Source organism: Nitrosospira lacus (assembly GCF_000355765.4).
GTDB lineage: Bacteria > Pseudomonadota > Gammaproteobacteria > Burkholderiales > Nitrosomonadaceae > Nitrosospira > Nitrosospira lacus.
In genome coordinates, this window is record NZ_CP021106.3 from 970528 (window position 1) to 994717 (window position 24190).

Here is a 24190-nt window from a genome sequence, read left to right on the forward strand (position 1 = left end):
ATGAACCAGCTAGTTAATTTATCATGAAAATCCAGTTGCAATAATGCCTGCTATGATCACAGAAATGCAAAAAGGCCGGCGGCCAGCGGGAGGAAGGCCTTAATGACGAACGGGCGGGAGACGATACCCGCTTTTCTCATTCCGCGGCCGATACACGCCTTTCCATCGCCGCCGCTTCTATTTCCCTGCCAGATTTTCTGTAGAACTCCGCGACATTATTTAGGCTGATAATCACCTTTGGATGCTCGCGACCGAGAGCTTTCTCCAGGATCGACAGCGAGCGGATGAAGAGCGGCTCAGCCTCCGCGTATCGCCCTTGGGCTTCATGGAGTTTAGCGAGATTATTGAGGCTCAAGGCCACATGAGGATGATCGGGCCCAAGGGCTTTCTCCCAGGTTGCCAGCGAGCGTTCAAAGAGGGGTTCAGCCACCGCGTATTTGCCTTCCGCATAATAAAGCTCCCCCAGGTTATTCAGGGCCGTTGCCACATTTGGGTGATCGGATCCGAGAGTTTCCTCGCTGACCGCCAGCGAACGCTTTAGAAGTGGCTTGGCCAAGGTAAAATTGCCTTCGGCAATATATAGCTCCGCAAGATTATTAAGGCCCTGGGCGACACTCGGATGACCGGATCCGAGCGCTTGCTCCCAGATCGCCAGCGAACGTTTGTAAAGCGGTTCGGCCTTTGCGTAATCACCCTGTGCGCGATAGAGTCCCGCAAGGTTATTCAGACTAATGGCCACGTCAGGATGATGGGGTCCGACGGATCGTTCCCAGATCGCGAGAGATCGCTGATATAACGGCTCGGCTTGTGCGTAACGGCCTTGGATCTTGTAGAGCAGTGCAAGATTGTTGAGACTCGCGGCCACATCCACATGGTCCACTCCAAGCGCCTTTTCCCAGATTGCAAGCGAACGTTTGTAGAGTGACTCGGCCTGCGCATATCGCCCTTCGGCACGGTGGAGTTCCGCCAGGTTATTCATCCCCTTGGCCACCTCCATACTGTTGGGTCCCAGCGTTTTTTCCCAGATGGCCAGCGAGCGCTCATAAAGCGGACGCGCCTGAGCGTATTCTCCGTGGCCATGCAGGATTAAACCGAGATTGTTCAATGTCTGGGCCACATTGGGATGATCGGTGCCCCATTCCTTTTGGACACTATCAAGCGCTTTTCTTACCAGCACCGCCGCCTGATCGTACTGGCCACTCCGATAGAGCGATCTTGCCTGGGCGTTGAGGCTTGCCCATTCTTCACTCTGGGCATGGATAAAAGATGAGAAAGCTAACAGAAAAGAAATAATGACAAATGGAACGAAAGGCATTTTCATTTTTACCGGGCTGCGAAGCTGTGACGAAGACAAGCGACATGTTTAGCCCCGGCAGGGATCCCTGGCAAGGAATCTCTGATTCCCGACAAGCAGGAGGGAACCATTAATCCAACCGGTTTCGAAGTGATTGATCGGCTCCCGTCTCGATCTTCCACCATCTTTTGAGATGGTGGAAGTTAAAAAGAGGGTACTGCCGCGTTTCTTGTTTACGGAAATCTACGCGATAGAACCCATAAAGCCGCGGTTGGCAAGACGCCGCTTTGCAACAAAACCTATCAGGACCAGTCCTGCCAGCAGCATGCTGTAGGTCTCCGGTTCCGGAACTACAGCGACAGTGGCAAATCCGGGCACATCAGTGAATATTGTCCGCCCGTTGAGCGGCTGAATCTCACGCGCATCCCCGTTAGGAAAAAGTGAACTGAAAGCGTTGATTTGCTCGGCGGACATGTCGAGTGGTTGCGCCAGATCGATCCATTTCACGCCTTCCGAGAATGGGGGTGTGGTGAGTGATCCATCGTAGCGAAAGGAGTTGAGGTTGTCCGGAATCAGCGCATTTAAATTGAAGTGATTGACAGTAAGCGTATCTGTTACGGAATGTGGCAAGTGGGAGAAAATCGGGTCGAGTGCTGCATTGAAAGCTCCCTCCTCGACCCATCGGCCCACTACAAGCAGATTGGCCTTGGCGTCGGCAAATACCATGTGCATTTCCATGGGGAATTTATAGCCATTCTCCAAATGCTCCGCGGGTGTATGAAAGTGGAACTGAGACAATCTATACGTATCCCCGCCTACCGTCACCGATCCGGCGCCGGGATCGACGACATTGGCTCTGGCAGCGGTTTTGTCCACAAGAGGTGACCCATTATTGATTACCTTCAGCTGAGTATCAGAATTCAACGTAAATAAAAGCGGAGACAAGTTCTTCTCAAAAGTCGTGTTATTCGTAGTGATATTAATCGGGCTTTGTGCCTCCATCGCCGCCAGATTATCCGCCAGCGTATCTGCCTGCGCGGCAGAAAACGTGTGGAAAAGAATGACGGAAGCCAGTATGGCCGATTGCGACAGTTTGAAATAGAATGATGTTTTCATAAATGGAGTCCTCATAAGGTATGACCGATATGGAAGGAAGGAAATGACATTTTGCAACTCCAAAGTAACATGCGACCTGTGAAAAAAGCGTCGCCTTGGCGTAAAAAATTCGTTAACCCTACTAAGTGTACGGAAATATGATTATTTTATATATATCAATAGTATGCTATATAGGCCTATAGTCCCGGCTTGTTTTACTCCGGATTCCAATTATTAAAACTTACATTGGAACCGAGTTTCAGCGGTTACGCTATTGAAAGGACGATTGCGTGGAAGATAATCCGTACAAGGACTGGACGCCAAGCTCTTATGCCTTTGATATACAGCGAACACCACGGCACATCAGATTTTTGATTCCGGATTGTGCCAGCATCCGTGGGGTGCGATGAGCGTGCCGGCTGCCTTGGGTCCCCAGCTTCCGCGTTTATAGGGCAACACCCGATGATGCGTTCGAAGAACGGGATCGAGTGTTGCCCAGGCCGCTTCTACGGCTTCCTGACGCGTAAATAGCGCGCCATCGCCGATCATTGCGTCATGTAAAAGGCGCTCGTAAGGCGACTCGCGCCCAAAGTGTTCCTCGACCATGCAGAGCTCCCGTTGATTACCAATAAATTCCTTGCCAGCGCGCTTGACTCGGGCGGCAATGGCAATAGCGGAGATAGGAGAAAGTCGGAAACGCAAGTAGTTGGCGTTGCAATTCTCGGGTCCCGAGTCGGCGAAAAGCCGCTGCGGAGGTGGCTTCAGTTGGACAATAATTTCCGTCGCCGTCTCCGCCAGAAATTTTCCCGATCGCAAGTACCACGGTACGCCTTCCCAGCGCCAGGAATCAATGAAAAGGCGTAAGGCGCAGAACGTTTCGACGTCTGAATCCTTCGCAACGCTGGCCTCTCTGCGGTAACCGGTATACTGGCCACGCACCAGATCGTCTGAAATTACCGGGCGCATGGCCTGAAAGACATCGGCCTTCTCCCCCTGCACCGATCCAAAACCCCTGTAGGAAGGGGGCTCCATGGCAAGCAGCGCGACGATCTGGAAAAGATGATTCTGGATTACGTCGCGAAGACACCCTGCCGATTCGTAAAATCCGCCGCGGCCCTCCACGCCAAAGTCCTCGGCCAGCGTTATCTGCACGCTGGCGACGTAGTTCCGGTTCCAGATCGGTTCAAGGAACGAATTGGCGAATCGGAAATAGAGAATATTCATGATCGCTTCCTTTCCCAGGAAGTGATCGATGCGAAAGATCGAGTCCTCCGGGAATATGGAACGTGCGACATGGTTGAGTTCGCGTGCCGAGGCCAGGTCGCGTCCGAACGGCTTTTCAACGATCACTCGCGCATGAGCGGCTAAATTTGCGGCACCAAGCCCATTTATGACGGTCGCGAAAAGCGAGGGAGGAATGGCGAGATAATGCGCCGGGCGCCGGGCATCTCCCAATGCCGTCCTGATCGCCTTGAATGTATCCGGGTTATTATAGTCTCCACTTACGTACCGAAGCAGGGAAAGAAGGTGATTCAATGCATTCCGGTCATCAATCTTTCCGGACTCCCTGATGGCTGCGGCCGCCCTGTCGCGGAGTTGCGCGAGGCCATAACTCGAGGATGCGACGCCAACGACGGGCACGTTGAGAGAACCCTGCTTCGTCATCGCATAAAGCGCCGGAAAGATTTTTTTCCGGGCGAGGTCACCCGTTATTCCAAACAGTACCAATGCGTCGGATGGCGTCGCGTCGCCGCCCATCTCATCCATCTCAGGTCCCTGCCTTTTTCTCGCCATGGCCGCCAAATTGCTTCCTCATGGCGGAGAGCAACCGGTCAGCATAGTCGGCGTTACCACGAGACTCGAAACGGCTGAAGAGCGCGGCGCTAATCACGGGCACTGGCACACCTTCGTCGACTGCAGCCAGTGTTGTCCAGCGTCCCTCGCCGGAATCCGAAACGCGTCCCGAAAAGTGGGTGAGTTCCGCATCCTCGATCAAAGCCTCCGCCGTCAGATCGAGTAGCCAGGACGCCACAACGCTGCCTCGCCGCCAGACTTCGGCAATTTCCGGCAAATCCAGTTCATACTGGTAAAATTCAGGGTTGCGCATCGGTGTTGTCTCAGCATCCATGTCTTGCACGCGCTTGCCGGCATTGGCGCTGTGCAGGATATTCAAGCCCTCGGCATAGGCCGCCATGAGTCCATATTCGATCCCGTTATGGACCATCTTGACAAAATGCCCCGCGCCATGCGGCCCGCAGTGCAAGTAGCCCTGCTCCGCAGTACCATCACGGTGGTGACGGCCAGGTGTGCGTGGCGCTGCCCCAATGCCCGGTGCAAGGGCTGCAAAGATTGGGTCGAGGTAATGAATGATTTCCTTTTCACCACCGATCATCAAGCAATATCCACGCTCAAAGCCAGCGATACCACCGCTTGTCCCGACATCGACGTAATGGATTCCGCGCGCGCCCAACTCGGCACCACGCCTGATATCATCATGGTAATAGGAATTACCCCCGTCGATTATGATGTCACCTGCGTCAATCAGCGACGCGACTTTCAAGAGAATTTCATCCACCACTGCTGCGGGAACCATCAACCATATTACGCGCGGCGTAGCAAGGCGCGCGACAAGCTCCTCAAGCGAGGACGTTCCGACGGCACCTTGCAACCGTAATGTCTGGACGGCATCAGCACGAGAATCGTAAACCACACATTCGTTTCCCGCCTTCATCAGGCGTCCCGCCATGTTAATACCCATGCGTCCCAAGCCGATCATTCCCAGTTGCATCTTTACCTCCTGTTTAAGAATCGAATTCAAGGGGCGCTAGCGCGGGAGTAAGGGCTGGAAGGATCCTCCGGATGCCCACCCCAAGGATTGCCGGCAACGTACTCCACGAAGGACTCATTGTGATATTTGCAATGCGGGTAGCGTCCAAGTTGTAATGAGATTGCTGGTGTATGGGATTTGCCACCGATTGGTTATATTGGCTATTTGAGGCGCGTTAACCATTCGTCGCTGCGGCAAGTGCTTCAGCGACTATCGTCTGCGCTTCCTCAAGGATGTGGCGCAGATGATCGATATCCCTGAAGCTCTCGGCATAAACCTTGTAAATGTCTTCGGTACCCGATGGACGTGCTGCAAACCACCCATTCCTGGCGATCACCTTGATACCGCCAATAGGTGCATCATTGCCTGGCGCGCGGGTGAGAACGTTCTCAATTTTTTCGCCCGCCAAGTCCGTCGAACGTATTTGTTGTGGCGAAAGTTTAGCCAGAATTTTTTTTTGCTCCGGGGTGGCGGGGGCGTCAACGCGCTCGGAAACGGATCTGCCAAACTCGCTCTCCAGCTCCTGGTACAGCTCACCGGGATCGCGGCCCATGCGTGCGGTAATTTCCGCCGATAGCAGTGCCGGCGTGATTCCATCCTTATCCGTCGTCCAAACCTTACCGTCGAGGCGAAGGAAAGATGCGCCCGCGCTTTCTTCGCCGCTAAAACCGAGGAAACCATCGTGCAGGCCATCCACAAACCATTTGAAACCTACCGGTACCTCATAAAGCCGACGACCAAGTTTTGCGGTGATACGATCAATCATCTGGCTGCTTACTACCGTTTTGCCTATCGCCACCTTATCGTTCCACGCCGGGCGATGCTGAAAAAGATAGTGAATGCTGACGGAAAGATAATGATCCGCCGGCAGCAGACCCATACTCCGGGTAACGATCCCGTGGCGGTCATGATCAGTGTCGCAGGCGAAGGCGATGTCGAACTGGTCTTTCAGATCAATCAGCCCATGCATGGCGTAAGGGGAGGAGGGGTCCATGCGAATCCGGCCGTCCCAATCCAGCGTCATGAAACGGAAGGCCGGATCGACGGTTTCGTTTACAACGGTCAGGTTCAGCCCATAGCGTTCCGCGATCGCACCCCAGTAGTGTACGCCGGCACCGCCGAGCGGATCCACTCCCATGCGGATATTCGCGCCACGTATGGTATTCATATCAATGACATGGTCGAGGTCATTTATGTAGGTATTGAGAAAGTCATACCGATGCGTTGTAGGGGCATGCAACGCCTCCTCGAAACGCTGCCTTTTCACCCCGTCGAGTCCGTTCTTCAAAAACTCATTGGACATGGACTCGATCAAGGCAGTGATCTCGACACCTGCCGGGCCGCCGTGGGGCGGATTGTATTTAAAACCACCGCTTTCGGGCGGATTGTGGGAAGGCGTAATGACTATTCCGTCGGAGAGTCCTTTCGTCCGTCCGCGGTTATAAGTCAATATCGCGTGAGAGACTGCGGGAGTGGGCGTATATTCATCATTTGCGGACAGCATGACCTCGACCCCATTCGCGGCCAGTACCTCAAGTGCGCTGGCATACGCCGGTTCCGAAAGGGCGTGCGTGTCGATACCCAGGAATAAAGGACCATCAACGCCCTGTTGCTTACGGTACTGACAAATAGACTGCGTGGCGGCAAGCACATGCCATTCGTTAAAGCTTGTTTCAAAGGACGAGCCGCGATGCCCCGAAGTGCCGAATGCAACTCTTTGCGCCGGTACCGACCAATCGGGGATTTGCGTGTAGTATGCGGTAACAAGTCTGGGTGCGTTCAGCAGCATCGATGACTGGGCAGGTTTTCCCGCAAGGGGGCTGACTTTCCTGGTTGTTTCTTGATTCAGCATTATGCTATCTCACTGTGACGTACCGGAAGCAAGGCTGCAGGGGTGAAATTTACCCGCTCAGGCCTTGGTTGCTTAATGCGTGACGCGCAATCTGTTCTCTGGCAGCGGCGACCACGTGGGCGGGCTCGAACCCAAAATGCCGTGCAACCACCTTTCCCACGGCGGATACACCGAAGCTATGCATGCCGATAATGCATCCACCGCTGCCGGTATAGCGTTCCCACCCGAAGGTGGATGCTTCTTCAATCGCGACACGCGCCAGAATCCAGGGGGGCATTACGCTGTCGCGATATGCCTGATTCTCGTTCTCAAACAGCTCCCATGAGGGCATGCTGATCACCCGGGCCTTGATCCCTTCCGATTTCAGTTGCTCGTAGGCGGCGACACAAAGCGAGACCTCGCTTCCGGTGGACAATAGCAGGACATCGGGTATTCCGTCCGGGGGATCAGCGAGCACATATGCGCCACGAGATACGCCTATGGCAGGCGCGTAGGTGGTGCGATCCAAGGTGGCTACCGCTTGCCGTGTCAGTATCAGGCAAACCGGACGGTCTGTAAATTGCATGATGATCCGCCAAGCTTCAACAACTTCATTCGCATCCGCAGGCCGCAATACGATCAGGCCGGGCATCGCACGCAAAGAAGCCAGGTGCTCGATAGGCTGGTGTGTAGGACCGTCCTCGCCCAGGCTGATCGAATCATGTGTCCAGATATAAATGACGGGAATTTCCATCATGGCACTCAGCCGGATCGCCGCGCGACAGTAGTCGGTAAAAATGAGAAAACTCGCGGCGTAGGAGCGTAATCCGGATAAGTTCATTCCGCTGATGATGGCGCACATCGCATGCTCGCGCAGACCGAAATGGAAATTGCGCCCGCCATAATGACTGCGCGGCTTTCCATTCGGTTTGGGCGCTTGAAAATCACCGAAGAATTCACCCTTCAATTCGGTTTTTGTCGACGGCGCCAGATCCGCGGCACCGCCCAGCAGCCACGGCATTTTTTCGGCGATCGCGTTCAATACCCTACCGGACGATTCGCGGGTCGCGATACCCGTTGCATCCGCCGGAAACACAGGCAGTACGCTGTCCCAACCCGCTGGCGGTTTGCGCTGCCGCACGCAGTCGATTTGATCGGCCAGATCGGGATACTGGCCGCTATAGTTTGTAAACAACGTTTCCCAGGCAGCGTGCGCCGCTGTTCCGCGTGCGCCGGACTCGGCTTGAAAGTGTTCCCGGACGCCGTCCGGCACATGAAATTGCTTATCGGGGTCGCAGCCGTAAAATTCCTTCGCCAGCCTTGCTTCTTCGGTGCCCAGCGGCTCGCCGTGCGCTTCCCGCGTGTCCTGTTTGTGCGGTGCCCCATAACCGATATGGCTCCGCACGATGATGAGTGTGGGGCGATCATGCGTATCGAGAAAGGTCTCATAAGCATGAGTCAGCAGCGCCAGATCATTCGCATCGCTGACCCGCACCACATTCCATCCGTAGCTGGCAAATCGGGCGGCCACGTCTTCTGTAAAAGTAAGATCGGTCGAACCTTCGATGGTGATGTGGTTGTCATCATAAATCCAGCACAGGTTGGCCAATTTGAGATGCCCCGCCAGCGATGCCGCTTCGTTACTGATTCCCTCCATAATGTCACCGTCACTGCATAAAGCGTAAACGTTATGGTCAAACAACTGAAAACCAGGCCGGTTATAGGTGGCCGCCAGCCATTGACTGGCGATTGCCATGCCGGTACTAACCGCTACTCCCTGTCCGAGTGGTCCAGTGGTGGTTTCCACGCCCGAGGTCCAGCCATATTCGGGATGGCCGGTACAACGGCTGCCAGCCTGCCGGAAACGCTTGAGATCATCGAGGGTTACCGCCAACCGATTCGTTTCTTCATAGTGCGGACTTGCTGCTTTGACGCCAGTCAGGTAAAGGAGGCTATAGAGCAATGCCGATGCGTGGCCAGCCGAGAGAACAAAGCGGTCGCGGTTCAACCATTCCGGTTCTTCCGGATCGTAGCGCAGAAAGCGCTGCCACAGGCTATATATGGTCGGGGCCGCGCCCATAGGTGTGCCCGGATGACCGGAATTCGCTTTCTCCACGGCATCAATGGACAGGCTCCGAAGCGTATTGATACAAAGCTGATCAGATCGTATTTGTTCGCTCATTGAACTGCTCCGGTGGAAGCCGCGATGCTTGCGGATATGTACAGAAGATAGCTATCTTTGCTTAAGGGCGCTGATCCTTCGCATTGGCACACGTGTTGCATGAGAGCGGCTTTTATCCCGCGGTTTTTGTGAGCGTATCATCGATATCGCAGAGTTTTTCCCGAACATGTCAATGGAAACCGGAAGTCGAGTTATGGGCGCGGCGATTATATGCGGCCGACTTTCATGACGGTACTCCCTTGAGTCTACCGTAGTGCCGCATCAGCGCGTTTGTCGAACTATCATGCGTCAATCGCGGCTCGCCTGGACTTTCCAGTTCCTGCATAATGCGTTGAGCGAGTGCTTTGCCAAGTTCAACGCCCCATTGATCAAATGAATCTATATTCCAGATTACCCCTTGCGTAAAGACACTATGCTCATAGAGCGCGACCAATGCTCCAAATGTGTGGGGTGTCAGCCGCTCGGCCAGGAGCGTGTTGGTCGGACGATTGCCTTCAAAACTTCGATGAAGGCATAGCCAGTCCGGCGTCCCTTCGGCTTTTACTTCAGCCATGGTTTTGCCGAACGCCAATGCCTCGGTCTGGGCGAACAGATTCGCCATCAGCAGGTCATGATGCTTATCCAGGGGATTCAGCGTCTGGCAGAAGCCAATGAAATCACAAGGGATCAGGCGCGTACCCTGATGGATGAGTTGATAGAAGGAGTGCTGGCCGTTGGTGCCGGGTTCTCCCCAGATGACGGGCGATGTTTGATAGTTGACACGTGCGCCATCAAGTGTAACGTGCTTGCCATTGCTTTCCATCGTCAATTGCTGCAGATATGCCGGGAAGCGCTTGAGATACTGATCATAAGGCAGCACAGCGGTCGTCTGGCTACCGAAGAAGTTGTTGTACCAGATTGCGAGCAGCCCCATGAGGACAGGCAAATTTTTGTCGAATGGCGCGGTGCGGAAGTGCTGGTCCATTGCGTGAAAGCCTGCCAGCATGGCGCGAAAATTTTCGGGCCCGATGGCGATCATGGTTGAAAGGCCAATTGCCGAGTCCATTGAATAACGTCCCCCCACCCAATCCCAGAAACCAAACATATTGGCTGGATCAATGCCAAAATTCGATACTTCCTCCGCGTTGGTCGAAACAGCGACGAAGTGCTTGCGCACGGCCCGGACATCATCGAGTTTGTCCAGCATCCATTTGCGGGCTGTGTGCGCGTTGGCAAGTGTTTCGGTCGTGGTGAACGTCTTCGAACAGATAATGAACAATGTTTCTTCAGGGTCGATGTCGCTTGTGGCTTCCTTGAAATCCGTACCATCCACATTCGATACAAAGCGGAAGACCATGTCACGCAAGCTGTAATGGCGCAATGCTTCGTAGGCCATTACCGGGCCCAGATCGGAGCCGCCAATCCCGATATTGATGATATTGCGAATACGCTTGCCCGTGTATCCTTGCCATTGGCCACTGCGCAATTGGTCAGAGAAAGCGGCCATCTGATTCAGCACTGCGTGCACCGCAGGTACGATATCGAGCCCATCAACAACAATCAGCTCATTTTCGGGCGCACGCAAGGCGGTGTGAAGCGCCGCACGCTGTTCCGTCGAATTGATTTGCCCGCCGCTGAACATGGCATCAATATGGGCATGCAAATCGCATTCCCCTGCCAGTTGCAAGAGCAGGCGTAACGTTTCGCCGGTGATTCGATTTTTCGAATAATCAAGGTAGATGCCTGCAGCTTCAGCTGTGAGGTACTCGCCTCGCCTAGGGTCGTCAGCAAAAAGCTGGCGCAAATGCAAGTCCTTGATTGCGTGGTAATGTGTTTCGAGTGCCTTCCAGGCTGGGCGCTCTGTCAGGGATTGCGCTGTATTGGACACAGCCACTATCGACTCGGTGCACATACCGGGTCCATCAATCGTGCTTTCATTGTTCGCGCTCCTGTCGCCATCGCTGGCCAGATCGAGGCCGGTAAAATTGCGATTCAAACGTACTTGAAAAGTTGCATGCGCCCCATATTACTTTTGTCGGAGTCTCGACGGTATAAAACCGCGCCCCTTAAATCATAATTCACCCGGAACGGTTTCAGAAGAATGTCTGATTGCACTCTCCCACCGGCAGTACAGGATGGCAAAAAAATTTAGCATAGCCTGCATCAGGGAAATGTTAAGTAGCCGTGAGTAATTCGTAAAAGGCATGCGATAGCCATCCTTTGACATAATGGTTCGCCTATGCATGCAACAACGGGATGCTGCTAGGTAGCAGCTTCCGTCATTCTTTTTCTTTTGATCAACCGCCACAGCCACATAACATAACCGGAAAGCGCATAAAGAAAGAAAAGGCAAAACAGCACAACGGGGGGATGGCTGGGAATCAGCACAAAAAAGAACAATGCCAGAAACAGAACGGTAATGAATGGCACACTCTTGCGCAGATTGAATTCTTTGCCACTGTAATAAGGGAGGTTACTGACCATTGTCAGCCCGGCAAACAGTGTGATGCACCACGCGAGCCATCTGATATCCGGCCCCGCTATTTCAAAGTCCAGCATTACCCAAACCAGTCCCGCAATCAGAGCGGCCGCGGCTGGACTGGGCAGGCCCTGAAAGAATCGCTTGTCTACTATTTCTATGTTGGTATTGAAGCGCGCAAGACGCAGCGCGGCGCAGACACAGTAGATAAAGGCCGCAATCCAGCCCCACTTGCCCATGCCCTTCAAGGCCCATTCGTATATCACCAGTGCGGGGGCGGCGCCGAACGAAACCATGTCGGACAGGCTATCGTATTCGGCGCCAAACTCGCTCTGGGTGTGTGTCAGCCGCGCCACCCGGCCATCCAGCCCATCCAATACCATCGCAATGAAAATCGATACCGCGGAGTGTTCGAAACGACCATTCATTGCCTGTACGATGGCGTAAAATCCGGCAAATAACGCGGCGGTGGTGAACAGGTTGGGCAGTAAATAAATGCCCCGCCGGCGCAATTTGGATTTGAGCATGAGGCGTGGCAAATGAGGATCATGCATTATATGTGCAATACCGAAGAAGACCGATGCATGGTAAACGGTTATCGGTCGCTGGTAAACAGCAGTGAAAAGAATAAACTCATACACCGGTCCGGCCAGGTAAGATGAGCGGCTCCGTATCCGCACGGAATATGCGTGCTGTTGCGCAGATATTTCCGGAAGTCTTAACGGCGGCGTGGAGCGCATGTATTTCAGCGAAGCGCTTATAGTCCCGTCCAGCGGTTCCGCCGGGAAAATTACCTTAGCCCGGCATGTTGCCATCTGCCGGGCTTCGGTTTGAAGGGTTGCTGAGCGCGGGCGTAACTTATAAAATAAATGGTGGGGACGGTTAAATACCCACATCGTCCTGCGTCATTTTCCGCGCTCCACCAATCTTTAATTTTTTGCCTGATCAACCAGCTTATTTTTCTTGATCCACGGCATCATGTCACGCAGTTTCGCGCCAACCACTTCTATCTGATGAGCGGATGCGAGGCGGCGGCTGGCTTTAAGCATGGGCGCGCCAGCACGATTTTCCAGAATGAACTCGCGAGCGTATTGACCTATCTGGATTTCATGAAGAATCTTGCGCATTTCAGCGCGGGTGGCATCGGTAACAATACGCGGGCCGCGCGAAATATCTCCATACTCGGCATTGTTGGAAATGGAGTAACGCATGTTGGCGATGCCGCCTTCGTAGATTAGATCCACTATCAGCTTGACTTCATGCAAGCACTCAAAATAGGCCATTTCCGGCGCGTACCCTGCTTCAACCAGGGTTTCAAAACCAGCCTGAATCAAGGCGGTTAGACCTCCACAGAGTACTACCTGCTCGCCGAACAAGTCGGTTTCGGTTTCTTCGCGGAAGTTGGTTTCAATCACACCTCCCCGGGTTCCCCCGTTTGCCGCGGCATAGGAAAGCGCCAACTCCCGTGCTCTGCCAGACGTATTCTGGTGTACCGCAATGAGTGAGGGCACACCACCACCCTGTAAATAGGTTGAGCGCACCAAATGGCCGGGTCCCTTGGGTGCAATCATGATGACATCAAGATCCTCACGGGGCGACACCTGGCCGTAATGAATATTGAAGCCATGCGCAAACGCAAGCGTGGCACCCTTCTTGAGGCTGGGCTCAATCTCCGAGTCGTAAACGGCGGCGATCTGCTCATCCGGCAACAGTACCATCACGACATCCGCTTCCTTCACGGCTTCCGCCACTTCTTTGACGGTCAGACCGGCCTTCTCCGCCTTGCTCCAGGATGCTCCGTCCCTGCGCAGGCCGACGGTGACTGTTACGCCGGAGTCGTTCAAATTATTGGCATGAGCGTGGCCCTGCGAGCCATAACCCACAATGGTTACCTTCTTGTCCTTGATGAGCGACAAATCGGCATCTTTATCATAATAAACGTTCATAATTTCCTTTCCGCTCAAATTAGAAGAATGCCAAGGCTGAGGGTGAGCACCCCCGCAGCCTCATGGATCGAAATCAGGTTCTGTCTATATTTTTAGTATTCGGTCACCACGACCGATGCCGGAGGCCCCGGTACGTACCGTCTCCAGAATTGTGCTGCGTTCCAGGGCTTCAAGAAATGCGTCAAGCTTGGTGCCTGTACCGGTCAGTTCGATGGTGTACGATTTTTCGGTGACGTCGATAATCCGGCCGCGAAAAATATCGGCCATGCGCTTGATCTCCTCGCGATCGTTGTCGACGGCGCGCACTTTTATCAGCATCAGTTCGCGCTCAATATGAACGCCGTCACTTAAATCCACCACTTTGACCACTTCGATAAGCTTGTTCAATTGCTTGGTAATTTGCTCGATCACATCATCCGATCCAGCGGTAACCAGCGTCATGCGAGATAAGGTTGGATCTTCCGTGGCCGCCACGTTAAGTGATTCAATATTGTATCCGCGCGAAGAGAACAAGCCGGCTACACGAGACAAGGCACCCGCCTCGTTTTCCATCAGCAAAGAAATAATATGGCGCATTTTCTAACTTAAGTCCGGTAATGGGGCAGCGTGGTATGTGGTTTCTGGAGCGCGGGGCAAAGCGTGGCGAACAACGCGCGATGTGCTGCAAAACCGTGCAATCCGCGATGTGGCGAACTCACCAAAAAGGCGAAGATAAGGTGATGCAAAAAGTTATTGTGGATCATTTGCCAAAAATTAAAAAATGAACGGGCAGCTCAGCTGCCGCAGCCGGATTTATACCAGAATCATCTCAGAGAGGCCCTTGCCGCCCGGCACCATTGGAAATACGTTCTCAGTCTGGTCGGTAATGAAATCCATGAATACCAATCGGTCCTTGAGCTTGAATGCTTCCTTTAACGCATCTTCGACATCGCCAGGTTGTTCGATTTTCATGCCGACATGACCATAACTCTCGGCCAGTTTGACGAAATTCGGCAACGCATCCATGTAGGATTCCGCATAACGATTGCCATGAAAGAACTCCTGCCACTGCCGCACCATTCCCATGTAGCGGTTATTCAAATTAACGATCTTGAGTGGAAGGTTATATTGCTTGCAGGTGGACAACTCCTGAATACACATCTGGATACTGGCTTCGCCAGTCACGCAGGCCACCGCACCCTTGGGGTTGGCGAACTGTACCCCCATCGCCGCGGGAAGACCAAAACCCATGGTTCCCAGGCCGCCTGAATTGATCCATCGGCGCGGCAAATCAAATTTGTAAAATTGCGCCGTCCACATCTGGTGCTGACCGACATCCGAGGTAATGAACGCGTTTCCCTTAGTCACTTTATAAAGCTTTTCAATCACCATTTGCGGCTTGATGATCGTGCTTGCACGATCATACTTGAGACAATCGCGTGCACGCCACAAATCGATCTGTGTCCACCATGCATCCAGAGCAGTCTGATCGGGCTTGTCTTTACCGGTCTTAAGTAATTTTATGAGTTCATCCAATACGTCGGAAATACTGCCAACGATGGGGACATCCACCTTGACGCGCTTGGAAATGGAAGAGGGGTCAATATCGATATGTATGATCTTACGGTCTTCATTGTAAAAATGCTTCGGGTTGCCGATCACGCGATCGTCGAAACGGGCGCCAATGGCCACCAGCACGTCGCAATGCTGCATTGCCATATTGGCTTCGTAGGTACCATGCATTCCCAGCATGCCGACAAACTGTTTGTCGGTGGCGGGATAGCCACCGAGCCCCATCAACGTATTGGTGCAGGGAAAGCCCAGCATTCGTACCAGATCTGTCAAGCGTGTGGCGGAATCACTCAAAATTACACCGCCGCCCGTATAAATCATCGGGCGCTTGGCACCCAATAGGAGTTGTACCGCTTTTTTTATCTGCCCGGAATGTCCCTTGGTGACAGGATTGTAAGAGCGCATGCTGACCTTTTCCGGGTAAGTAAACGCTGCTTTCTGCTGGCTCACGTCTTTCGGAATGTCCACCAGCACCGGACCCGGGCGGCCGGTTGAGGCGATGTAGAACGCCTTCTTGATCGTAGTGGCAAGTTCGTTGATGTCTTTCACGAGAAAGTTATGTTTGACGCAGGGGCGGGTGATGCCGACGGTATCGACCTCCTGGAATGCATCAAGCCCAATGGCATGAGTGGGAACCTGTCCACTGATGATGACCAGGGGGATCGAATCCATATAAGCGGTGGCGATTCCGGTAACCGCATTGGTCACGCCAGGACCGGACGTGACTAACGCCACGCCTACTTTGTTACTGGAGCGGGCGTAGCCGTCCGCCGCGTGCACGGCCGCTTGCTCATGCCGTACCAGGACGTGCTTGACCTTATCCTGTTTGAACAACTCGTCGTAAATATACAGCACGGCTCCACCGGGATAGCCAAAAATATAATCCACCCCTTCCTTCTGCAAACAACGCACTGTAATTTCAGCGCCCGTTAATTCCGTGCTCATGCTTTCTTGAATCCTAATGTTGGGTGCCGGTAAAATGATGAATAAAACACTGAACAGTAACGGTTAGCCAATCTTTGGTCAACCCCTTGACAGCGAAGCAAGCGGCATTGATATCCACGCACGGTCGCGATGGGAGAGATCACAGCAAGTTAATCGAATGGATTTCCGCGATGAGGGAGGAAGTGGAATCAGGCAAGATCCAGCGTCTTTTTATCCCTTTTCTTATGTTTTCCGATGTGGACAAGCTGGCTTTGTGCAATCCGCGTAAAGTGCCAGGGAGTGCTCGTGTATGGTAAAGCCGCGATCCTTGGCAATTCTAATCTGACGCTTCTCAATTTCCGCATCATAAAATTCTTCCACGCGGCCGCATTGCAGACATACCAAGTGGTCGTGATGAGTAGTGCTGGCGAGCTCAAACACCGCCTTGCCACTCTCGAAGTGGTGGCGTTCAAGCAAACCCGCCTGTTCGAACTGTGTCAGCACTCGATAAACAGTAGCAAGACCAATATCCTCGCCTTCGCTGATGAGTGTTCTATAAATATCTTCCGCCGATAGGTGGCGTACGGGGCTGTTTTCAAACAGTCCCAGTATTCTAAGCCGCGGTAGCGTGGCCTTCAGGCCCATGGTTTTAAGGTCGTTCGGCTTGCTCATGGCTATAACCATCCTGTAAGTGATTTGCTGTATCATATAACGTTAAGTCTGCTTTGGAAACATACGCTGCCGCGATGCGCGCGAAAATACTCACGTTGCTTGTTTTGCAACTGCTCGCCGGATGTTCGTCTGTTCCATCTCTGGTCTACAAAATCGAGATTCAGCAGGGGAATGTGATTACCCAGGAAATGGTGGACAAACTAAAACCTGGCATGACCCGTTCGCAGGTGCGCTTCGCGCTGGGTTCGCCAATGATTAGTGATGTTTTTCACGATAACCGGTGGGACTATGTTTATCGCCTTGAGCAAAAAGGTAATCTGGTTGAGCAGCGGCAACTGACGGTGTTTTTCGAGCACGACAAGGTCGTGCGTGTGGGCGGCAGCTTTTCACCCACCATTGCTTTTGCTCCACCTCGGCCAGTTGATTCAACCAGTCCCATCGCTAACATGGAAAAAAGTACTCCAGTCCCGGTTGATGCCACCGCGCTGCGGGAGCCGGAGATGTCCAGTCTAAGGCAGGCACCTCCCGCGCAGGCCGCGATCTTGCGTCAGCCAATAGATGATGAGGCTGCCCGGTCCGTCGCTAAAGAGGGTGATGTGCCCGCTTTGAGCGTCATTTCGCCGGGAGGTATCCCGGCTTCGAACAGTGTTTCGGCATCCAGCGACACTTCGCTGGTGAGCAAATCTCCAGCTTCATCGGAATCGAGGCCGGCAGTCTCCCGACAAATGCCCTCACAGGCGGAAGACAGGGGAAGCAGGGAAGCGGATCAACCGAAAGAGTAGAGGCTGGCCTAATACAAAGTTCGGTGATTTGCCGCTCATTTTTCACTCATTTGTCAAGCTCGGCACGCTGATCCATAAAAACTTTAGAATACAGATGATGACACTGAATATTGCCATTGCCGGAAGCTCGGGCCGCATGGGGCGCGCTCTGCTGGAAGCGGTTGCGCGGACACCGGATATGCGGCTGTCTGCCGCGCTGGAGCGGACAGGGAGTCCCTATCTGAAAAAGGATGCCGGGGAATTGATTGGCTCGCCTTGCAATATTGCTATTATCGATGATATTGCCGCTGCGCTTCCTGGAAGCGATGTACTGATTGATTTTACTCGTCCTGAAGGAACGCTCGCGCATCTTGCGGTGTGCCGCCCGCTGGGCGTAAAAATGGTTATCGGTACTACCGGTTTTTCGGCGCAACAAAAAGAAGATCTCAAGGCAGCATCCAAAGACATTGCCATCGTATTTGCACCTAACATGAGTGTGGGTGTGAACGTTACGTTCAAGTTGCTGGAAGTGGCAGCCAAGGCGCTGAACGAGGGTTACGATATCGAAATCATAGAGGCGCACCATCGCCACAAGATCGATGCGCCTTCCGGTACTGCGCTGCACATGGGTGAAGTGATCGCAAAAGCGCTTGGCAGAAATCTTTCGGAGGTCGCCGTTTATGGGCGCGAAGGCAATACGGGTGAGCGGGCGCCCGCCACCATTGGCTTTGCCACTGTGCGCGGAGGGGATATTGTGGGCGATCATACGGTGCTGTTCGCCGGTACTGGCGAGCGCATCGAAATTTCGCATAAAGCGGGCAGTCGCGCGACATTCGCCGAGGGTGCGTTGCGCGCTGCCCGCTTTCTTGCGGACAAGCAAAGCGGTTTGTTCAATATGCAGGACGTGCTAGGGTTGCGCGAGTAGTTCAGCGAATCCGGTTGGCAGATAAAACTGTTTAACGTTTCCGGCCGTACCGCCGCATTGCATTGAAGCATGGGCCTTTTGGACGTATAATTCAAGGCTTATGAAACGGGACAGGCGACAGCTTGCCCCGTTTTCCACGCCTTGTCGTATTTCAGGAGCCACCCGTGTTACAACGCCCGCATGCCGTTCTCGCGCTCGCCGACGGTACCATTTTTCGCGGCACATCCATCGGCGTGGAAGGTATCAGTACGGGTGAGGTGGTGTTCAACACCGCCATGACGGGTTATCAGGAGATCTTGACTGATCCCTCCTATTGCAGGCAGATTGTCACGCTGACTTATCCGCATATCGGCAATACGGGTACTAATCCCGACGACGTTGAATCCGGCAAGATCGAGCGGGTATATGCCGCCGGTCTGGTAATCCGTGATCTGCCCCTGCTTTCCAGTAACTGGCGGCAAACCCGGACTTTGCCGGAATATCTCGAGCAGCAAGGTGTCGTGGCGATAGCCGATATTGATACCCGCAAGCTTACGCGCATTCTGCGGGAAAAGGGTGCCCAGGCCGGTTGTCTCATGACGGGTCGTTCCAATGAGACTGAAGCGCTGGAACACGCCCGGGAATTTCCCGGACTGGTCGGAATGGATCTTGCGAAAGTGGTGAGTTGTGATCAGCCTTATGAATGGAATGAAGGTGAATGGAGGCTAGGGTGCGGCTATCAAGTTCAGGAGAATTCGCGCTTTCATGTTGCTGCACTCGATTTTGGGATCAAGCGCAATATACTTCGCAAGCTGGCGCAGCGTGGCTGCAGGGTGACGGTATTTCCCGCGCGGACATCCGCGGATGAAATTCTGGCATCCGGACCCGATGGAGTGTTTCTTTCCAATGGACCCGGCGACCCGGAGCCCTGCGACTACGCCATCGCTTCCACCAGGAAATTGCTTGAAAAAGAGGTGCCGATTTTTGGTGTTTGCATGGGACATCAATTGCTGGGACTGGCCAGTGGCGCCAAAACCATCAAGATGAAATTTGGCCATCATGGCGCCAACCATCCGGTGCAGGACCTGGATACCGGAAGGGTAATGATTTCCAGTCAGAATCATGGTTTCGCGGTAGATATCGAGACGCTGCCAAAGCATGCAAGAGTCACGCATGTGTCGTTGTTTGATGGCAGCCTGCAAGGGTTTGAGCTGACCGGCCGACGCGCATTCTGCTTTCAGGGGCATCCCGAGGTCAGTCCCGGACCTCACGATCTGGATTATTTGTTTGACAAGTTTATCGGTTTGATGGAGGGAAAAAGGTGAGATGTGAATATGAGGCGTGCGCAAGGCATGCTGGTTTCATATTTATGCTTCGCTGCGGTTATGCCTAAACGTACCGACATAAATTCCATCCTCATTATTGGTGCGGGGCCCATTATCATCGGCCAGGCATGTGAATTCGATTATTCCGGCGCGCAGGCATGCAAGGCGCTGCGGGAGGAGGGCTATCGTGTCATCCTGGTGAACTCGAATCCCGCCACTATCATGACCGATCCTGAAATGGCCGATGCGACATATATCGAGCCGATTATCTGGCCTATGCTGGAAAAAATCATTGCCGTCGAGCGTCCCGATGCGTTGCTGCCGACAATGGGTGGGCAGACGGCGTTGAATTGCGCGCTCGACCTGGCAAAGAATGGCGTGCTGAAACGATATGGTGTCGAATTGATTGGCGCCTCTCGTGAGGCGATTGACAAGGCCGAGGATCGTGAAAAATTCAAGCAGGCCATGAACAGAATCGGGTTGTGTTCCGCGCGGTCCGCCATCGCGCACAGCCTGGAGGAGGCGCTGCAGGTACAAGCCATGGTGGGCTACCCCGCTATTATCCGCCCGTCATTTACCATGGGCGGTAGCGGCGGCGGAATCGCCTACAACCGCGAGGAATTTCTTGGCATTTGCGAGCGTGGATTGGAAGCCTCGCCCACGCGGGAATTGCTGATCGAAGAATCAGTGATCGGCTGGAAAGAGTTCGAGATGGAAGTGATACGTGACAAGAAAGATAATTGCATTATCGTTTGTACCATCGAAAACCTCGATCCAATGGGTGTCCATACGGGTGATTCCATCACTGTTGCCCCGTCTCAGACACTGACAGACAAGGAATACCAGATCATGCGTGACGCATCGATTGCGGTGCTGCGCGAAATCGGTGTGGAAACCGGCGGCTCCAACGTACAGTTTGCGGTGAATCCGCAAGATGGCCGCATGCTGGTTATCGAGATGAATCCGCGCGTGTCGCGTTCTTCCGCCCTGGCTTCGAAAGCAACCGGGTTTCCCATTGCCAAGGTTGCGGCGAAACTTGCAGTGGGTTACACGCTGGATGAACTCAGGAACGACATTACCGGCGGGGCGATGCCAGCCTCGTTCGAGCCGACAATAGACTATGTCGTCACCAAGATACCGCGCTTCGCATTTGAGAAATTTCCCCAGGCCAACGACCGCCTTACCACCCAGATGAAGTCGGTGGGCGAAGTCATGGCGATAGGGCGCACATTCCAGGAATCGCTGCAGAAAGCTCTGCGTGGACTGGAAATCGGCGTCAATGGGCTGGACGAGAAGACAACCGATATTGAGATTATCGAAACCGAATTGGGCGATCCCGGCCCGGAGCGAATCTGGTATGTGGCTGACGCGTTTCGTTGCGGCATGGCATTGGATGAAATTCACAAGCTTACACACATTGATCCCTGGTTTCTGGCGCAGATCGACGATTTAGTGAAACAGGAGCAGTCTCTTGCCGGTAAAACGCTGGATACGCTTGATCCGCAGATGTTGCGCAACCTGAAACGCAGCGGTTTCTCCGACCAGCGCCTGGCGAAGCTGATGAATACCACCCAGGTTGCGATGCGCGCCAGGCGTCATCAACTCGGCCTGCGTCCGGTATATAAGCGGGTCGATACCTGCGCCGCCGAGTTCGCTACCCGTACCGCTTACATGTACTCTACTTATGAGGAGGAATGCGAGGCGTTGCCCAGCGGCAGAAAAAAAATCATGGTGCTGGGTGGCGGGCCTAATCGCATCGGGCAAGGCATCGAATTCGATTACTGCTGTGTCCATGCGGCACTGGCTCTACGCGAGGACGGTTTTGAGACCATCATGGTCAACTGCAACCCCGAAACCGTTTCGACCGATTACGATACTTCCGACCGGCTGTATTTTGAACCGCTGACCTTGGAGGATGTGCTGGAAATCGTCGCGGTGGAGAAGCCGCTGGGTGTCATTGTGCAGTATGGCGGGCAGACGCCGCTGAAACTCGCACGCGATCTCGAGGCCAATGGGGTGCCCATAATTGGTACCAGTCCCGACATGATTGACTGTGCCGAAGATCGCGAGCGCTTCCAGAAGATGTTGCACCAGCTCGGGCTGAAGCAGCCATTGAATCGTACCGCACGCACTCCGGAAGCGGCTCTCGCCGCCGCAAATGAAATCGGATATCCGCTGGTGGTGCGTCCCAGCTATGTGCTGGGAGGACGTGCCATGGAAATCATCCACGAGCAGATGTACCTGGAGCGTTATATGCGCGAGGCGGTGAAGGTTTCGCATGATTCACCCGTGTTGCTGGATCGTTTTCTCAATGATGCCATTGAAGTGGATGTGGATGCGATTTGTGACGGAGAGAGCGTGCTGATTGGCGGAATCATGGAACACATTGAGCAGGCTGGCGTGCACTCGGGGGATTCCGCCTGTTCGCTGCCACCCTTCAGTCTTTCACCTGTACTGCAGGATGAGTTGCGCCGTCAGACGTCGGCAATGGCGCGCGCACTTAAAGTGGTGGGTTTGATGAACGTGCAATTCGCCATTCAGGGCAATACGGTATACGTGCTGGAAGTCAATCCGAGGGCTTCGCGCACCGTTCCTTTCGTGTCCAAGGCCACGGGATTGCAACTGGCAAAGATTTCCGCCCGCTGTATGACCGGAATGACGCTTGCCCGCCAGGCTGTCACGGAAGAGGTGATTCCTTCCTACTATTCAGTCAAGGAAGCGGTATTCCCTTTTATCAAATTTCCCGGCGTGGACACCATACTCGGGCCCGAAATGAAATCGACGGGCGAGGTAATGGGCGTAGGGCATACTTTTGCCGAAGCATTCGTCAAGTCGCAGCTGGCCGCTGGAGTCAAACTACCCAGCGCTGGCAAGGTCTTCATCAGCGTGCGCCAGTCGGACAAGCCCCGGGTGGTGGAAATCGCGCGCAATCTTGCGGAACTTGGATTCACCCTTTATGCTACTCGTGGTACCGCAATGGTGCTGATCGAAGCAGGACTGGCGGTCACGCCGGTAAATAAAGTGGCGGAAGGTCGTCCCCATATCGTGGATATGATCAAGAATGGGGAAATGAATTTGATTATCAACACGGTGGAAGACAAGCGCAGCGCAATTCAAGACTCTTATTCGATCCGCCATGCCGTGTTGCAGGCAAGGGTTACGTATTACACCACATTGGCGGGGGCGCGCGCCGCGTGCATCGGTATGGCGAACATACGAGAGTTGCAGGCCTATCGCTTGCAGGAATTGCATGCACCAGCGGTGGTGCCGGCCGGCGTGGCTTAATGAAGAAGTGATTTACTGTCAATCTCATCGGATTCGTCATGCCGCAATCCTGCGGAATAGCCTGCCGATGACATCGTATACAATACAGGAAGGTGGTAACAGGCCATGAGTACAATTCCATTGACCGTGATAGGTGCGGGGAAACTGCGTGCCGAATTGCAGGAGATGAAAACCGTCCAGCGTCCCGCTGTAATCGCTGCGATTGCGGAAGCCCGCTCCCACGGGGATCTTTCAGAAAATGCCGAATATGAAGCAGCCAAGGAACGGCAAGGTTTTATCGAGGGGCGTATTGCCGAATTGGAAAGTAAACTTTCCAATGCTCAAATCATCGATCCCGCGTTGCTGGATGCCAGTGGCGCTTGTGTATTTGGCGCAACGATCGATCTGCAGGACATGGCCAATGACGCGGTGGTTACTTACCAGATTGTCGGCGACGATGAAGCCGACATCAAGGAGGGAAAAATTTCCATCAGTTCCCCTATCTCTCGCGCCCTCATTGGCAAGTACGCCGGGGATATAGCCGAAGTCCTGGCGCCGGGTGGGGTACGGGAGTATGAGATTCTTGATGTGAGATATATCTAGCAGCCTGTCGGACTTAAAGGAAATCGGCTGCAAAAAGTGTTGGGGCTGGGTCCCTGTTTCAACCGCTTTTTTGGCCAATGGAGTGACTTTAGCCTTTTAAATCATCAAAAACCTATTTTCGCCCAGCTATTTTTTGCTTTGATTCTTGTCCGGCAGGCTGCCGGGCCCAATAGAATTGGACTCATCGGTTACGATCGTATATCACGTTTGAAAGCTGCGTTTGGTTCGGCGTGGTTCTCTTTTTCTACGGAATGCAGCGGTAGTCGGTTTTACAACTTCGTCGGGTTTGGGACGGTAGATTACCAGTATCTTGCCGATGTGCTGCACCGGTGCCGCTTCAAGGCGATGGCAGATTTCCTCGAGCAGTACGTTCCTTATTTCCCGACTATCGCTGAACACTCTGATTTTCACCAACTCATGGCTTTTGAGTCCTCGATCCAACTCACGCATGACATTTTCCGACAAACCCTCCGCGCCTATCCGGACAATCGGTCTGATGGTATGGGCAAGTGCCCGGAGCGCGCGTCGATTATCGAGTGTAAGGGCTAACATG

General features: G+C 53.7%; 19 protein-coding genes. 6 read left to right on the top strand and 13 right to left on the bottom strand.

Features of this window, described 5'->3' with window-relative positions:
- Positions 1–136: 136 nt before the first annotated feature.
- The 10 genes from EBAPG3_RS04340 to ilvN all read right to left on the bottom strand — a co-directional run bounded on the left by EBAPG3_RS04340 (position 137) and on the right by ilvN (position 14209).
- Positions 137–1315 (bottom strand): tetratricopeptide repeat protein, encoded by a 1179-nt coding sequence (locus EBAPG3_RS04340; protein ID WP_227869268.1) that lies wholly within the window; start codon positions 1313–1315, stop codon positions 137–139.
- A 222-nt stretch (positions 1316–1537) separates the two neighbouring features.
- Positions 1538–2410 carry a carbonic anhydrase family protein gene (locus tag EBAPG3_RS04345; RefSeq protein ID WP_004174889.1) on the bottom strand — a complete coding sequence of 291 codons (873 nt, stop codon included), beginning with the start codon at positions 2408–2410 and terminating at the stop codon, positions 1538–1540.
- Positions 2411–2752: 342 nt separating this feature from the next.
- Positions 2753–4183, bottom strand: coding sequence for a glucose-6-phosphate dehydrogenase (zwf, locus tag EBAPG3_RS04350; protein ID WP_227869269.1), 1431 nt, complete (start codon positions 4181–4183; stop codon positions 2753–2755).
- Positions 4158–5177: a phosphogluconate dehydrogenase (NAD(+)-dependent, decarboxylating) gene (gnd, locus tag EBAPG3_RS04355; RefSeq protein WP_004174892.1), complete on the bottom strand. Its 1020-nt coding sequence runs from the start codon at positions 5175–5177 to the stop codon at positions 4158–4160. The genes zwf and gnd overlap by 26 nt, the downstream gene beginning before the upstream one ends.
- Positions 5178–5391: 214 nt before the next feature.
- Complete coding sequence (gene pgm, locus EBAPG3_RS04360; protein ID WP_004174894.1) at positions 5392–7068, bottom strand: phosphoglucomutase (alpha-D-glucose-1,6-bisphosphate-dependent); 1677 nt, start codon at positions 7066–7068, stop codon at positions 5392–5394.
- A 49-nt stretch (positions 7069–7117) separates the two neighbouring features.
- Entirely contained in the window at positions 7118–9229 is a 2112-nt protein-coding gene (gene tkt / locus EBAPG3_RS04365) for a transketolase (RefSeq protein WP_004174896.1), read from the bottom strand.
- Positions 9230–9452: 223 nt separating this feature from the next.
- A complete protein-coding gene (gene pgi, locus EBAPG3_RS04370) occupies positions 9453–11120 on the bottom strand; it encodes a glucose-6-phosphate isomerase (RefSeq protein ID WP_051048915.1) in 1668 nt (555 codons plus the stop codon).
- A gap of 350 nt (positions 11121–11470) precedes the next feature.
- The gene (gene pssA, locus EBAPG3_RS04375; RefSeq protein ID WP_040851283.1) at positions 11471–12241 is read right to left on the bottom strand and encodes a CDP-diacylglycerol--serine O-phosphatidyltransferase; all 771 of its coding nucleotides are present in this window, start codon (positions 12239–12241) and stop codon (positions 11471–11473) included.
- 375 nt (positions 12242–12616) lie between these two features.
- Positions 12617–13633: a ketol-acid reductoisomerase gene (ilvC, locus tag EBAPG3_RS04380; RefSeq protein ID WP_004174904.1), complete on the bottom strand. Its 1017-nt coding sequence runs from the start codon at positions 13631–13633 to the stop codon at positions 12617–12619.
- Between the two features lie 84 nt (positions 13634–13717).
- Entirely contained in the window at positions 13718–14209 is a 492-nt protein-coding gene (gene ilvN / locus EBAPG3_RS04385; RefSeq protein ID WP_004174906.1) for an acetolactate synthase small subunit, read from the bottom strand.
- Positions 14210–14244: 35 nt separating this feature from the next.
- On the opposite strand from ilvN, the gene EBAPG3_RS15135 reads away from it, so the two are divergent.
- Positions 14245–14397, top strand: coding sequence for a hypothetical protein (locus EBAPG3_RS15135; RefSeq protein ID WP_004174908.1), 153 nt, complete (start codon positions 14245–14247; stop codon positions 14395–14397).
- Between the two features lie 28 nt (positions 14398–14425).
- Here EBAPG3_RS15135 and EBAPG3_RS04390 read toward each other — a convergent pair whose 3' ends face one another.
- Positions 14426–16129: an acetolactate synthase 3 catalytic subunit gene (locus EBAPG3_RS04390; RefSeq protein WP_004174909.1), complete on the bottom strand. Its 1704-nt coding sequence runs from the start codon at positions 16127–16129 to the stop codon at positions 14426–14428.
- A 222-nt stretch (positions 16130–16351) separates the two neighbouring features.
- The gene (fur, locus tag EBAPG3_RS04395; protein ID WP_040851226.1) at positions 16352–16780 is read right to left on the bottom strand and encodes a ferric iron uptake transcriptional regulator; all 429 of its coding nucleotides are present in this window, start codon (positions 16778–16780) and stop codon (positions 16352–16354) included.
- A gap of 74 nt (positions 16781–16854) precedes the next feature.
- Here fur and EBAPG3_RS04400 point away from each other — a divergent pair, with 74 nt between their 5' ends.
- The 5 genes from EBAPG3_RS04400 (at position 16855) to greA (ending at position 23637) form a co-directional block, all read left to right on the top strand.
- Positions 16855–17562, top strand: a complete 708-nt coding sequence (locus tag EBAPG3_RS04400) for an outer membrane protein assembly factor BamE (protein WP_004174912.1) — start codon at positions 16855–16857, stop codon at positions 17560–17562.
- A 94-nt stretch (positions 17563–17656) separates the two neighbouring features.
- A complete protein-coding gene (gene dapB, locus EBAPG3_RS04405; protein ID WP_040851287.1) occupies positions 17657–18466 on the top strand; it encodes a 4-hydroxy-tetrahydrodipicolinate reductase in 810 nt (269 codons plus the stop codon).
- A 164-nt stretch (positions 18467–18630) separates the two neighbouring features.
- Positions 18631–19770 carry a glutamine-hydrolyzing carbamoyl-phosphate synthase small subunit gene (gene carA / locus EBAPG3_RS04410; protein ID WP_004174916.1) on the top strand — a complete coding sequence of 380 codons (1140 nt, stop codon included), beginning with the start codon at positions 18631–18633 and terminating at the stop codon, positions 19768–19770.
- Positions 19771–19830: 60 nt separating this feature from the next.
- Positions 19831–23055, top strand: a complete 3225-nt coding sequence (gene carB, locus EBAPG3_RS04415; protein WP_040851289.1) for a carbamoyl-phosphate synthase large subunit — start codon at positions 19831–19833, stop codon at positions 23053–23055.
- Positions 23056–23160: 105 nt separating this feature from the next.
- The gene (greA, locus tag EBAPG3_RS04420; protein WP_004174920.1) at positions 23161–23637 is read left to right on the top strand and encodes a transcription elongation factor GreA; all 477 of its coding nucleotides are present in this window, start codon (positions 23161–23163) and stop codon (positions 23635–23637) included.
- Between the two features lie 201 nt (positions 23638–23838).
- Here the strand turns inward: greA and yhbY are convergent, their stop codons facing one another.
- The gene (gene yhbY, locus EBAPG3_RS04425; protein ID WP_081607224.1) at positions 23839–24189 is read right to left on the bottom strand and encodes a ribosome assembly RNA-binding protein YhbY; all 351 of its coding nucleotides are present in this window, start codon (positions 24187–24189) and stop codon (positions 23839–23841) included.
- Between the last annotated feature and the right edge of the window lies 1 nt (position 24190).

Bases quoted from the DNA above. Each gene is read 5' to 3' on its own strand.
- tkt (WP_004174896.1), bottom strand. From the start codon at position 9,229: ATGAGCGAACAAATACGATCTGATCAGCTTTGTATCAATACGCTTCGG.
- dapB (WP_040851287.1), top strand. From the start codon at position 17,657: ATGATGACACTGAATATTGCCATTGCCGGAAGCTCGGGCCGCATGGGG.
- ilvN (WP_004174906.1), bottom strand. From the start codon at position 14,209: ATGCGCCATATTATTTCTTTGCTGATGGAAAACGAGGCGGGTGCCTTG.
- EBAPG3_RS04340 (WP_227869268.1), bottom strand. From the start codon at position 1,315: ATGCCTTTCGTTCCATTTGTCATTATTTCTTTTCTGTTAGCTTTCTCA.
- EBAPG3_RS15135 (WP_004174908.1), top strand. From the start codon at position 14,245: ATGTGGTTTCTGGAGCGCGGGGCAAAGCGTGGCGAACAACGCGCGATG.
- ilvC (WP_004174904.1), bottom strand. From the start codon at position 13,633: ATGAACGTTTATTATGATAAAGATGCCGATTTGTCGCTCATCAAGGAC.
- pgi (WP_051048915.1), bottom strand. From the start codon at position 11,120: ATGTGCACCGAGTCGATAGTGGCTGTGTCCAATACAGCGCAATCCCTG.
- pssA (WP_040851283.1), bottom strand. From the start codon at position 12,241: ATGCATGATCCTCATTTGCCACGCCTCATGCTCAAATCCAAATTGCGC.
- EBAPG3_RS04390 (WP_004174909.1), bottom strand. From the start codon at position 16,129: ATGAGCACGGAATTAACGGGCGCTGAAATTACAGTGCGTTGTTTGCAG.
- pgm (WP_004174894.1), bottom strand. From the start codon at position 7,068: ATGCTGAATCAAGAAACAACCAGGAAAGTCAGCCCCCTTGCGGGAAAA.
- carB (WP_040851289.1), top strand. From the start codon at position 19,831: ATGCCTAAACGTACCGACATAAATTCCATCCTCATTATTGGTGCGGGG.
- EBAPG3_RS04400 (WP_004174912.1), top strand. From the start codon at position 16,855: ATGCGCGCGAAAATACTCACGTTGCTTGTTTTGCAACTGCTCGCCGGA.
- greA (WP_004174920.1), top strand. From the start codon at position 23,161: ATGAGTACAATTCCATTGACCGTGATAGGTGCGGGGAAACTGCGTGCC.
- yhbY (WP_081607224.1), bottom strand. From the start codon at position 24,189: ATGTTAGCCCTTACACTCGATAATCGACGCGCGCTCCGGGCACTTGCC.
- gnd (WP_004174892.1), bottom strand. From the start codon at position 5,177: ATGCAACTGGGAATGATCGGCTTGGGACGCATGGGTATTAACATGGCG.
- EBAPG3_RS04345 (WP_004174889.1), bottom strand. From the start codon at position 2,410: ATGAAAACATCATTCTATTTCAAACTGTCGCAATCGGCCATACTGGCT.
- zwf (WP_227869269.1), bottom strand. From the start codon at position 4,183: ATGGCGAGAAAAAGGCAGGGACCTGAGATGGATGAGATGGGCGGCGAC.
- fur (WP_040851226.1), bottom strand. From the start codon at position 16,780: ATGAGCAAGCCGAACGACCTTAAAACCATGGGCCTGAAGGCCACGCTA.